The organism is Dyadobacter psychrotolerans (assembly GCF_004349265.1).
Classification (GTDB): domain Bacteria; phylum Bacteroidota; class Bacteroidia; order Cytophagales; family Spirosomataceae; genus Dyadobacter; species Dyadobacter psychrotolerans.
Window position 1 is genome coordinate 448,409 of sequence record NZ_SMFL01000003.1, and the last position, 13,269, is coordinate 461,677.

At 41.1% G+C, this 13,269-nt stretch carries 7 protein-coding genes and 1 riboswitch; of the genes, 1 reads left to right on the forward strand and 6 read right to left on the reverse strand.

The annotated features are described in order from the left end of the window. Window positions 1-10: 10 nt before the first annotated feature. From E0F88_RS09640 to E0F88_RS09665, 6 genes are all read right to left on the reverse strand, one after another. Window positions 11-523, reverse strand: a complete 513-nt coding sequence (locus E0F88_RS09640; protein WP_131958024.1) for a bifunctional adenosylcobinamide kinase/adenosylcobinamide-phosphate guanylyltransferase — start codon at window positions 521-523, stop codon at window positions 11-13. Then, window positions 520-1,104 carry a cob(I)yrinic acid a,c-diamide adenosyltransferase gene (locus tag E0F88_RS09645; protein ID WP_131958025.1) on the reverse strand — a complete coding sequence of 195 codons (585 nt, stop codon included), beginning with the start codon at window positions 1,102-1,104 and terminating at the stop codon, window positions 520-522. The genes E0F88_RS09640 and E0F88_RS09645 overlap by 4 nt, the downstream gene beginning before the upstream one ends. Before the next feature lie 20 nt (window positions 1,105-1,124). After that, the gene (locus E0F88_RS09650; protein WP_131958026.1) at window positions 1,125-2,357 is read right to left on the reverse strand and encodes an ABC transporter substrate-binding protein; all 1,233 of its coding nucleotides are present in this window, start codon (window positions 2,355-2,357) and stop codon (window positions 1,125-1,127) included. A gap of 28 nt (window positions 2,358-2,385) precedes the next feature. Then, window positions 2,386-2,567, reverse strand: a riboswitch (cobalamin riboswitch). A gap of 94 nt (window positions 2,568-2,661) precedes the next feature. Continuing rightward, window positions 2,662-3,981 carry an amidohydrolase gene (locus E0F88_RS09655; protein ID WP_131958027.1) on the reverse strand — a complete coding sequence of 440 codons (1,320 nt, stop codon included), beginning with the start codon at window positions 3,979-3,981 and terminating at the stop codon, window positions 2,662-2,664. A gap of 181 nt (window positions 3,982-4,162) precedes the next feature. Beyond that, window positions 4,163-5,608 carry a RagB/SusD family nutrient uptake outer membrane protein gene (locus E0F88_RS09660; RefSeq protein WP_131958028.1) on the reverse strand — a complete coding sequence of 482 codons (1,446 nt, stop codon included), beginning with the start codon at window positions 5,606-5,608 and terminating at the stop codon, window positions 4,163-4,165. 21 nt (window positions 5,609-5,629) lie between these two features. Next, window positions 5,630-8,779 (reverse strand): SusC/RagA family TonB-linked outer membrane protein, encoded by a 3,150-nt coding sequence (locus tag E0F88_RS09665; RefSeq protein WP_131958029.1) that lies wholly within the window; start codon window positions 8,777-8,779, stop codon window positions 5,630-5,632. 1,356 nt (window positions 8,780-10,135) lie between these two features. Between E0F88_RS09665 and E0F88_RS09670 the strand changes: the two genes are divergently transcribed. Continuing rightward, the gene (locus E0F88_RS09670) at window positions 10,136-13,267 is read left to right on the forward strand and encodes a SusC/RagA family TonB-linked outer membrane protein (protein WP_131958030.1); all 3,132 of its coding nucleotides are present in this window, start codon (window positions 10,136-10,138) and stop codon (window positions 13,265-13,267) included. Window positions 13,268-13,269: the final 2 nt, after the last annotated feature.

Genomic DNA, 13,269 nt, shown 5'->3' on the forward strand with positions numbered 1-13,269 from the left:
TTAGTAATAATTATAAAGATTTTTTCAGAATCAAAGGCAAACCCGAAACCATAAATATTGCTTCATCGGCCTTGGCAGCGACATATTGATTAGCCCAGCCTTGTAAGTCAGTAAATTTTCTTCCCATGTCCGTTTCAGCATGCACGCCCATTCCGATTTCATTTGAAATGATAATAAACGTTCCTTCTTTTTGAGCAATTCCGTCAATCTCGGCTTTGAAGGCGGCCAGTGATTTTTCTATATCCTGATCATTAGACATGAAGAGATTGGTAAGCCAAAGCGTAACGCAATCAATGACAGCAACTTTTTCTTCAATTGGCAGCAAATGGATATTTTGCTCACTTTCAATTGAGGTCCACTCAGGTCCGCGTTCGTGTTTATGGCGGTCTACCCGTTTGCCAAAATCCTCATCCCAGATATGGGCCGTAGCTATATAAACCGGCCAAGACGACAAACGCAGGGCAATTTCCTGGGCATATCTGCTCTTGCCGCTTCGGGCCCCACCCGTAATATAAGTGATCATTTTTCTTCCGACGCTTTAAATCGTTTGTATAAAAAAAGCTGCCATTTCTCTTCCGCGACACCTGCTTTGTCCATTTCTGCACGGGCCAGTGTAAAGAACAAATCAGACAACCTGTTGATGTATGCGGGTATAGCTTCATGTACGTCGTCCTTCTTGATCAGTGAAACCAACCTCCGTTCACCTCTGCGCATTTGCGTACGCGCGACGTGGCAAAGCGCCGAAACCTCATTTCCTCCAGGTAAGAGAAAATAGTCGGAAGGAGAAGTCATGGCAGCTTCAAGAGAATCGATCCAATCCTCGCAAAATTGGGCTCCGTCAACCGGCATCGGATTTTTGTTTTCCTTTTTGGCATCAGAAGGTCTTGCCAGATGTGACATCATGTCCATCAGATCCTTTTGTATTTTATGTAAATTCGGCTGCCATTCGTGGTCGTTACCAAGTTTCACACGCAGCACACCAATCGTAGAATTTGCCTCATCCAGCGTTCCAATACATTCAATCCGGACATCATCTTTGTCCACTCTACTCCCACCGAACAATCCGGTTGTTCCTTTGTCTCCTTTTTTTGTATATATTTTCATTTTCTGATAAGCTGAAAGTGCTATTTGATTTTTTTGTAATAGATTAATTCATGTTCCGGCAATAGTTCCGGATGCAATATTTTGATTAAATCGGTCAGGACCAGATGCGGGTTAACGGCTCCCGATTCCCAATAATCGTTTGCTCCCTGGGCGTTAAACCTTTTGTTGTAGGTATAGATTTGCTTTGATTTAAAAGCCTTAAAATCGGCATAACGGGAGTCCTTCGCCAGGATTTCTTCGGTTGACTGGATATTCAAAATACTGACGTTGAGCCAATAATCGGCATTTAGCGCAATGGGATAAACGGTTTCAAAGCTGAGAGGTAAACTGCCGGTCGCTTTTGTACTTGCCCAATGATAAGAACCACCGGCGTCCTGTAAAAACTTGCAGACATAACTATTGCCATTAGGGACAAACCAGGAATCCCTGGAATTCATACCTGTGATCAGACTGGGCTTCGAAGTCGCTTTTTTAGCAAGATTGGTTAAACGAATATATTCTTTTTCAACCTCTTTAAATTTCTTATTGACGACCGCTTCCTTGTTCAAAAGGGCCGCTAAAACTTTAACCCATTCTGCTCTGCCCAGCGGTGTTGTCTCGACCCATTCGGAGTTAATGATAATAGGAACACCTGCCTCTGTAAGCGATTGGTAACGGTTTATTTTGGAAACTGGACTTCCCGTTGTCATCACAAGATCGGGGTGCATGGTTACCAGTAGTTCTTCATTTAGTCCCTGATCCTTGCCAACCCCGGCTATATTTCCGGATTTGATTCGCTCAATAACTTTCGGCGACGAAACATATTTAAGGTTTCCCATTCCTGTGAGAATATCCTCCGCTTCCAGAAAGCCAACAAGCCCGATGTGTAGTGAAGACATCACCACCAGACTTCGAACGGGAATTTCAATCACCTGACTTCCCGGATATCCTTTCGGTCTGGGCGTACCTCGTTGGAGAAGCAGATAACTCATGGTATCCGTGCTTTTTTCAAACGGGCTCAATATTTTGATTACTTTATAATGGTCGTGGTAATCAATTGTAAAACCCTTTGCATGCGATACCTTAACCTTATCATGAAAAAGGCTTTTACCCGAAAATTGGCTTTCGGTTTTTTCGTAAAGTGAGGAAGTCGTGCTGCATGAAACAAGCAGCAGAGCGAAAGAGACAGCAAAGAAATATTTGCAGAATACAGAAAAAGACAAGCAGAAAATACGCAGCTGCCCGCCATCAGAAATAGCACGGTTCAGAATCATTAGTCGTAAGCTTTTCTTCCGAAAGCCTTTTGGATTATGTTTAAAGGCAGGTCTTCTGACTTGTCCAATTCTGACGCCTTCCCGGGCTATTTTCCAGTGGCATGATGTCAAAACCTTTTTTGAACTTACAGCAGCGGAGACTGTTCCGGATTTACACCGGTATTCCCTTTTCATCACGCGGTGACGTGAACCTTTTGATGTGCAAAACTATGAAGATTTTGTTTAAAATTTTTAAAACCATTAAGGAGTTAAGCTTCATTAAGACTTAATGTTTTCTTAATTCCTTAATGGTAAAACAGATAACCTACTTTTTAGCCTTAGGAGCAGATGATTGTTCCATGTAATCAACCGTCAGCCTGCTTAGTGAGCGAACGCCGAGCACCATTCCGCTTTCGTCAATGAAAAAATCAGGGGTGTGGTGGGGAGCAGCTTCCAAAGGATTTTTGCCTTTTGGCATACCACCCAAAAAGAAGAAAAATCCTGGTACCTTTTGCTGAAAATAAGAAAAGTCTTCTGCTCCGGTTTTTGCCGTTGTCAAAATAACTTTGTCTTTTCCTGCCACATTTTCCAGTGTACCAATCATTTTTTCGGTCAAAGGAATATCGTTAAAAGTCACCGGATAAAGTACGTTAATTTTTACATCTGCTTTTGCGCCAGCACTTTCTGCGATGTTGGTTGCAATTTCAGTGATGCGTTTATGTACATGGCTATGCATTTCCTCATCGAATGTGCGGATGGTACCAATCATTTTTACTTCTTCAGGAATAATGTTCTGACGGATACCACCGTTAATTGCACCAACTGTTACGACAGCCGGAGCTTTTGTAATGTCGAGATTGCGGCTCACAATAGTCTGCAGTCCCATCACAATCTGCGAGGAAGTTACGATAGGATCCACTCCTGACCATGGGTAAGCACCGTGTGTTTGTTTTCCTTTTACATCAATACTAAAAAAATCCACAGCAGCCATGGTTGCGCCCGGCTTGTATGCAATTGTATTGACTTCCGTCTGCGAGTTAATATGTAACCCAAAAATGGCGTCTACTTTCGGGTTTTCCAGTACACCTTCCTTGATCATCAACTTTGCTCCGCCCTCCTCACCATCCGGTGCACCTTCTTCGGCAGGCTGGAAAATAAATTTCACAGTTCCCTTTAAGTCGCTTTTCATAGAAGCTAATACTTCTGCTACACCCATCAAAATGGCCACATGGGTATCGTGCCCGCATGCATGCATGACACCGGTGTTTTGCTTGTTGTATTCTGCTGTAACTTTTGATTTAAAAGGAATATCTACCCTTTCGGTCACCGGAAGCCCGTCCATATCTGCACGTAACGCTACAACCGGCCCCGGTTTACCACCTTTAAGTAAACCTACTACCCCGGTATGTGCAACGCCGGTTTTCACTTCGAAACCCAGCTGTTTCAAATGAGCAGCAATTTTTTCAGCCGTTTTAAATTCCCGGTTACCCAATTCAGGGTTTTCATGAAAATCTCTTCTCCAGGCTATGATCTTTGATTCCAGCGCCTGAGATTTCTGATCAATTTTAGCATTTAAAGTTTGGGCATTACCGTAAAATCCCGACAGTGCCATCAGGGAAAGTGGTAGAAGTTTTTTTAGATTCATAAATTTAAAATAATGATTATTTGAATAGTAATAAGAATTGTATACACCTGTTAATCAATTCTTAATGTATGAATTTTCGCCTGAAATTCAGCAGCAGACAAAGTAAAATTTTGTACTAAAAAAATAAGGGCTGACTTCAAATGATGAAGACAGCCCTTACAACTAATTAGTCTGAAAAAAATTACAGACCTGGATTCGTTTGTTGTTCAGTTGTTGGAATTCCGAAAACGTAATTAGCCGAAGTAGGCTGAATTAACGTACCTGCACCGAATGAGTTAAGTGGTTGCGCCCTTCTCAAAACATCATTTGCACGGAAACCTTCTGCTAACAATTCAATACGTCTTTCGGTAAGGATAGCGGCAATTAAACCCGCTTTATCCAAAGTACCAAATTGGTATGCTGCATCCGAACGTTTGCGAACTGCTTCCAGGATGGCACGTGCACGTGTAAGACTCCCTGCTTCCGCTTCTGCTTCTGCCACATTCAACAATGTTTCAGCATATCTGATACTTGGCACGTAGTCAACGAATGGAGATACGTTGCTAAATTTAGTAACCAGGTTGCCATAAGTAGCATTCAGTGTTGTCAGTTTTGTACGGCGATCATCTGTTGCCGACCATGTTTTATCTGCAAGAATTCCTGCTCCTGAATTGTTCAAAAAATATTCTGCATTACCAAAGTTGAAATAAAATCCAATCTGGTTCTGTGTTCCCGGAGCGTTGGTATCTGCCATAGGGAATGAGAATATCGATTCAACCGAAGTGTAAGGAGCTCTGAAAACAGATACTACATCAGCCTGCAATTCATGTGCAACTCTGTTTGGTGATTTAAACGGTGCTGCTGCAGAAACGATTTTGGCACCCTCAGTAATAACACCTGCAAAATCACGCTTAGCCAATAAAACACGGGTTTTTAATGCAATTGCTGTGTTTTTGTGCGCTCTTGTAGTACGTAAGAGTGGCGTGGCGTAAGTATCAGGCAATGCCGTTTCAGCTTCGTTAAGATCTTTAAGGATCTGATCGTAGATTTGAGCTACTGTGCTTCTTGCCAATACACTACCCGCTGCCGTAGTCTCCCCTTTAAGACGTAATGGCAACCCCGGAGATGCTCCGTTGTCCAATGCATATGGCTTGGCAAATATCTGAACCAGAGAAAAGTAAGTTAATGCACGGATAAATTTTGCTTCGCCACCGTAGTTTGTTGCTAACGTAGCATCGATTTTACCGGTATTTGCAGCTAGCCCTTCAAGAAACAGGTTAACGCGGTTAATTGAAAGATAACCTTGATTCCAAAACGCCGCCACATAGGTATCCGCAGGATCAGGATTACCCTGATAAACTGAAAATCCGGTAACTGAATTTGTCGTACGGTTAACGAACTCCTCACCTCTGATATCATTATAAATAGGATAACGTCCACCCAGGAAGTTACCATTTTTTACCGATCCGTATAATCCGTTTACTTGTGAAAGAACACGTGCCGGCGTCTCAAAAACACTGGCATCAGAAAGATCAAGCTCAGGAACTGCTTCCAGGAAGCTTTCACTACAGGATGATACACTCATAACAAGTGCCAACGCTACCGTTGAAATTTTGATCCTGCTCATTTGCTTAAATAATATACTCATAATATTTTGTATCGTTTTGAATTAGAAACTAAGGTTCAGACCAAATGTAAATGCTCTCGCCTGTGGTATAGAGTTACGCTCAATTCCTGAGGCAAGGTTAGAATCTCCGTTTGTCGAAATTTCAGGATCCACACCGGAATATTTTGTCCAGAGAAATGCATTGTTAACCTGAGCATACAACCTCAAACCTGTAATTCCTGTTTTACCAAATACTGATGTTGGAAAACGGTATCCCAGAGTGGCAGTTTGTAATCTAAGGAAATCACCTTTTTCAAGGTTTTCGCTGATCAGGAATGACGAACCGTTTGAAATGTTATCGCTGTATACTGCTCTTGGGATGTTCGTAACCTGTCCCGGAGTTTTCCATGCATTAAGAATTTCAACAGAGTTATTCCAGATACGCTGATCCAAAAGACCTGCACGGCTACCATTGTAGATGTAGTTACCACCCGAGAAAGTGAAGTTGATACCAAGATCAAAATTGCCATATTTCAAAGTGTTGTTAAATCCACCGTACCATGTCGGCAAAGTGTTACCCAGGATCTGCTGCTGGTTTGATGGAGAAGTTGTAGCTGTTCCATTCATGAAAGTCCAGGCATTCGCTCCGCCAAGGTGCTGATACTGAACCTGTGTTCCATCCGTTTTAACGAAAATACGACGGCCGTTTTCAGGATTTACACCTGCCGTTTTCACACCATATACCTGAGCAGCAGAATATCCTACTTTGGTAATGTTGGTAGCTTCAAGACCAGATGTATTTGTCAGAATCGGCGTGTTGTCATCTACAAGAGATGTCACCATGTTTTTGTTGGTAGAGAAGTTCAGGTTGGTAGTCCAGCTAAATGAACCCTTGTTAACAGGCACCGCAGTGATTGCCAATTCCATACCCTTATTATACATAGAACCAACGTTAGACAAAATTGAGTTACCGGGTATACCTTTTGAAGGAGCCTGTGGTACGTCAAGAATAAGGTTATTGATATCCTTATTGTAATAGTTCGCCTCCAAAGTGATACGGTCATTCAGGAAGCTTACATCTAACCCAATGTTAGTCTGGTCACTTGTTTCCCATTTAAGATCCCTGTTTCCAGCCTGATTAAATGCAAGCGTTGGAGCAGCACCATAAAGTGATGACGAGAAGGTAGAGTATGATCCGTAAGCACTGCTCAGGTTACCATTTCCTACACGTCCCCAGCTTGCTTTCAATCTCAATGATGTCATTACATTACTTAGTGAAGATCCTTTAAAGAAACCCTCCTCAGAAATAGTCCATCCCGCAGATACTCCGCCAAAGTTACCCCAGCGATTGTCAGCTGACAATGCAGAGTTACCATCACGACGATAGTTTGCGCTCAGGAAATACTTCCCGCTGTAATTGTAACTTACGCTTCCCAAATATGCTTCATAAGCAACCTGTGAAATTGAGTTACCTGCAGCAAGGTTCGTTCCGAAGTTACCCTGGAAGTCTGTGAAGAAAAAGTCAGCTAAACCCTGACGTTCCGCTCCCCAGTAAGTGTTTCTTCTTTTTTGAACGTCACTTCCCAAAACTACACCGATATTGTGTTTTTGAGCAATGGATTTGTTATAAGAAAGTGTATTGATCCAGTTCCAGTTATCGGCACGCTGATATCTGTTGTAAGCATCACCCTGAGTCGAAAACCCATCACCATTGATCGGGTTCCAGAACCTGATATCTTCAGTATTTCTTCTGTCCCATGAGTAAGTTGTTTTCGCCATAAGACCTTCCATCAATCTGATTTCTGCACCAAGATTAGAAATTAAACGGTTGTTTTCAGAAGAGTTTTTGTCAAGATCGATCAACACAGCAGGGTTAGAAAACTGCGCCGGCAACAAATTGCTCTTACGGCCAATCGCGTTTCCTTCTACGTTGTAGCTGCCGTCTGCGTTGTATGCTGGCAGGTTAGGAATCTGAGCCATTGCCAGACGTCCAAGACCGGAAGATCCGAACGCTCCGCCCGGGTTAGAACCGCTGGCAGGTGCTTTGTTCATGGAATTGTTGTAGTTGATATTGAATGTCAATCTCAACCAGCTAGTCGCTTTGTGATCCATGTTCAAACGTGCAGAACGACGCTGAAATGAGTTGGCACGTAAAAATCCGTCCTGATCTGTAAGACCTGCTGAAAAGTAGTAAGAAGTTTTTTCGCTTCCGCCCGTTAATGAAACATTATGGTTTTGAGAAAAAGCTGTTCTGAAAATAAAGTCAGCCCAGTCTGTATCAACCATTGATCCATCTGCATTGTAAGTTGGCAAAAAAGAACGGTTTTGATCATCTCTTGCAGTTGGCGCAATTGCATTAGGGTTTAATAGTAATGCATTTGCAATTGCACCATTTTTGTGGTCCATATATTGCTGAGCATTCAATACCTTCGGAACACGTACTGCATTGCTGATACCAGCCCAGCTGTCAATAGAAACTTTTGCATTCCCTGTTTTACCTCTTTTAGTAGTAATCAGCAAAACACCCGCAGCAGCTCTTGAACCATAAATAGCAGCAGAAGCAGCATCTTTAAGAATGTCGATAGACTCGATATCCGATGGGTTGATGTCTCCAAGCGGGTTGTTTGTCGTTGCATTTCCGGATATGTTATCGGTAGCGATTGGAATACCATCCACCACAACAAGCGGGAAAGAACTCAATGACAAAGAACTAAGACCACGAACACGAATAACCGGTGGGTTATTCAAAAGTCCGTTTGGCTGTGTAATGTTCACACCAGCTGCCTGACCTGTAAGTCCCTGCCCAAAACTCTGTACCGGACGCTCAGCAATTCCACGTCCTTTAATGGTAGAGGCCGAACCTGTAAATTCAGCTCTTTTCTGAGTCGAATATCCTGTTACTACAACTTCGCTAAGTTCAGTAAGATTGTTAACCAACGCCACATTGATAACCGACTGGCTGCCTACTGCAACTTCAATCGTGTTCATCCCAACAAAACTAAAAACCAGTGTAGACCCGCTGCCCGCAGCTGTAATGCTGTACGAACCGTCTACATTAGATGTAGTTCCAACAGAAGTCCCTTTTATAAGGACCGAAACGCCAGGAAGTACTGAGCCATCATCACTCGATGTAATTTTTCCTGTAATTACTTTGTCCTGCGCCAGAACAAGTCCTGAGCAAAACAAGCAAATCACTAATAAATAATTCCTCATACTTAGATAGTTAGTTAAATAAATAATACAAAAAAAAACACTGGGGACTGAAAATAGACAAAAAGACACGACCTGCCTGAATCAAAATAGCAGTAAGGGTCTAAAGATTTATAACCTTTTATTGTTGTTTAATGGAAGAGGACAACTGAATGCAAAAAACAGATTTTCTAGTTTGCATTTGATTTACTGCACTGACCGGCGTCAGTGTTTTAGAAGAACTTTTCAAGTTGGCTAGTAGAGGATTTTTCATTTATAACGAAGCGGTTTGTTAACAATAAACTTTCGCAAAAGTAAGTATTGTTTTGACCTTCGCAACATCTTTTCTAGATGGTTTACAAAATTAACTTTGGTCAATCTAACTATTGTGCCGAATTTTCTTTTTAAAAACCCATTTTTTGCCATTTTTGTTAATTCAGATTTATACCTTTTTATTACATTTTTTCTTACATTTTTGATAATAAAAATCTTTATTTAATATATCCTGTTTAATCAAAACGCAAATTCGTTAGCAAATTGCCAAATGATAATAACCGGAAAAATGGCAAGAATCCTGCTTTTTCGCGAAAATCAAAATTTTAAAAAAAATTAGTTCACTTTTAAAAAGCATCGGTTACACGACAAAAAAGAGGTAGATTTTTAGAAAATCAGGGTATGTAGAATTTCAAAAAAGCTGCGACTGTAGCATCACATGCCAGGCGAAAAAATGGATTTTGACAATTTTAAAAAATGGGTAGCGCGCGCCCTGATTCCTACTAAATTACAATATCCCTTATTGTATGTAACCGCTATGCAAAAATGTTAAATTATCTTAAATTCTTAGCGGCTCTGAAATTTTAGGATCATAATTCTCCATATTTTTCAAAATTTTTGAAAGAAAGTCAAAAAATAAGGTGTTTATCCATCACGACATCATTTTCGATAAACTCGAAAAAATAAAACATTTATCTATGATAAATCCAATTAAAAATTTAATGTCACTCGCATTTCTACTACAAAAAAATAAAACTTTTTGCGGTTCATCAATTTAGATGAATTATAAATAATCAATATTTGACCTATGTGGGCAGTATCAAAAGCTTTGCAAAAATTGACGTTAACTCGGGTGATAAAGTGTGAAAACATCAAAAAAACACAGAATCTGTTAACAAATAATTAATGCAACGATATTTTGGCCTCATTTCTATACAATTGATAAAATTGCAAAAGTCAGGATAATACATTGCTAAAATTTGCCTGAACCTAACAATCCGCCAAACTTTATTTCGAAGCTCGTTTGGGAATGATTGTAATGGTTAAAACAATATTTAATTTTGCAACAATATGTTGCCATAACAAACCTAACTATTTATTTAAAGTATGAGGAAGACTCTATTATCCCTGCTGGGGTGCTTGTTACTCTTATGTACACAAGTCTATGCCCAGGAACGTACCGTTTCCGGAACGGTCACTTCAAAAGACGACAGTTCACCACTCCCGGGTGTGACCGTCAGAGTTGCCGGAAGCAATGCAGGTACACTTACCAATGACAAGGGCGAGTACACGATCGATGTAAGAGCCGGTCAAAATCTAATTTTTTCCTTCGTGGGTTTTTTAAATCAGGAAGTAAAAGCTCCTGCAGCAGGAACATTAAACATTGTAATGACGCTGGACGAACTTTCTCTTAATGAGGTAGTAATTACAGCGGGCGGTTTGACTGCACAACGCAGAGAGCTTGGTAACCAGGCCACGACAATCCGGTCTCAGGAAATTACTCAGGGAAAGGCAACGAGTGTTGCAGCGAGTTTGTCAGGACGTGTACCTGGCCTTTTGGTTCAGTCTACATCAAGTGGTGTTAATCCTAGCTACCGTCTTGTATTAAGAGGTAACAGATCTTTGACAGGTAACAACCAGGCGCTGGTTATTATTGACAACATGATCTCAACCAGTGACATTCTTGGTAACATCAACCCAGAAGATATTGCGGATATCCAGGTTTTGAATGGTGCAGGTGCTGCGGCACTTTACGGTTCTGATGCTTCTAACGGAGCGCTTATCGTAACTACGAAAAAAGGTAAATTGGGAAAAACCGAATTCAGGATCGGACACACAGCGACAATTGAGAAAGTAAGTTTCCTTCCTCAGCTCCAGTCAGGATTCGGCTCAGGAACGACTCCGGATGACGTACCAACTTACACACCTTTTGAAAATCAGCAGTATGGACCGGCATTTGACGGCTCTATGGTTGAAATCGGAAAACCACTTGAAGATGGTTCAATTCAGACTGTTCCTTACTCTGCTCAAAATTCAAGAGAAGATTTCTGGAAAACAGGTATTGCGAATCAAACTGACTTCAGTATTTCGTCAGGTGACGAAAAAGGTACCTTTTATCTTTCAGCTCAGCATTTTGATCAAAAATCAACTGTACCCGGAGAAAAGTATAAAAGATACAGTGTACGGGCTAATGCAGTAAGACACATCAGTAAAACATTGACTGCCAGTTTTAATACCAACTTCATTGCCAACCGTTACGATCAAAGCAGCCAAAACGCAGCGGCATATCAAAACCTGCTAATGTCTCCATCACAGGTGGATATCACGAAATACAAAAATTGGGAAACTGATCCTTTTGCTAATCCAAACGGATTTTACAATGAGTATTTCCAAAATCCGTATTTTACGTTGGCAAATAACAGGACAAAAAGCAGAAACGATTATTTTCAGGGAAATTTAGAACTCAGATTCAATCCGATTAAGCCTTTGACATTTATTTATCGTACTGGTATAAGTGCCAGAAACCTTTCAGGAAAGACAACAACAGGAAAATTTACATATAGCGACTACACTAAAAGTATATCCGGAGGATCTAAAACAGACATCGCAGGTAACGTAGCTGATTATAGCGGATTTACAACACAGCTTGTTAATGATCTTATTGCAGAATTCAAAACGAACCTGACCCAGGATATTTCTTTTAATCTGGTTGCGGGAACAACATTTCGTGAAAACAGCAGAAAAGATGTATCTGTAAGCGCTAATGGTTTGGTAATTCCAGGCTTGTACAACATTGGTAACAGCCTTAATAACCCGGCGGCCGGAGAAGCGAACTATAAAACAAGACAAATTGGGCTTTATGGCGAGTTAAGATTGGGTTATAAAGAGTTCCTTTACGTTCATGCAACTGGTAGAAATGACTGGAGATCAGTTCTTGCGAAAGAAAACCGTTCGTTCTTCTATCCTTCGGTTGACGTTTCTTTCATTGCAACGGACGCTATACCTGCTCTTAAAGAAAACGCCGTTCTGGAAAGCTTAAAACTTCGCGGCGGTTATTCACAGGTTGGACAAGTTAACCTAGGAAACTCTACCAACCTTGGTGCTTACCAATTGCTGAGTACATTCTCTCAGGCTTATGGCTATCCTTATACAAGCGGTGCTGGTTTTACACAAAACAACACGCTGGTATCAAACAATCTGAAACCTGAAATTACAACAGGATTCGAAGGTGGATTGGACTTTGAATTTGCTCCAATGCTAATTTCGGGTGGAGTAACTTTTTATAAAACAAACACAGTAGATCAGACGATTTCAGTACAAACACCACTCTCAACCGGTTACAGCACTTTGCTTACCAACGTGGGTGAGGTTGAGAATAAAGGGATTGAGTCATATCTGAGATTTACTCCAATCAAAACTACTTTTGGACTCTCAGTAGAAGTGGGTGGTAACTACACATTCAACAAAAACAAAGTTATATCGTTGTCTGAAAGTGCAAGTGAACTTTCTATATCCGAATCCGGGACTAACTCTAGAATCATTGCAAAAGTGGGACAGCCTTTCCCGTTGCTTCAGGTAACGGAATATAACAGAGATCCACAGGGAAGAATTATTGTTGACCCTATCACGGGTTATCCTGCTACAAACGGTACATTTCATGATCTGGGCGTAACAAACCCGCCTCACATTTTGGGTCTTAATTCTACAATTAAGTATAAAGACCTTCGTTTTAGTATTCTTTTCGAATATCGTAATGGTCACTACATATACAACGCTGTTTCAACAGGATATGATTTCTCAGGAGCTGGTATCCGCACAGCCTGGTTTAACAGAGATCGTTTTGTGATTCCTAATTCTTCTTATTTGGGAGCAGATGGAAACTACATCGAAAATACCAACATTGCCGTGAGAAGTGGTGGTGCTGATTTCTGGACTGACGGAACGCGTAACACGACGATCGGTGAAAACTATGCAAACTCAGCAGGTTTCTGGAAATTACGTGAAGCAACCCTTGGATATGACTTACCAAAATCGATCTTGTCTAAAACCAGGTTTATTCAGTCAGCAACTATCAGTGTACAAGGACGTAATCTGTTTATCTGGGTTCCGAAATCAAACCTTTATACCGATCCTGAATACAGTTCAAACGGATCAGACAGTAATGCAGTTGGTTTTACCAACTTAGCACAAACTCCTCCTGCGAGGTATTTCGGAGGTTCTTTATCACTTACATTTTAATT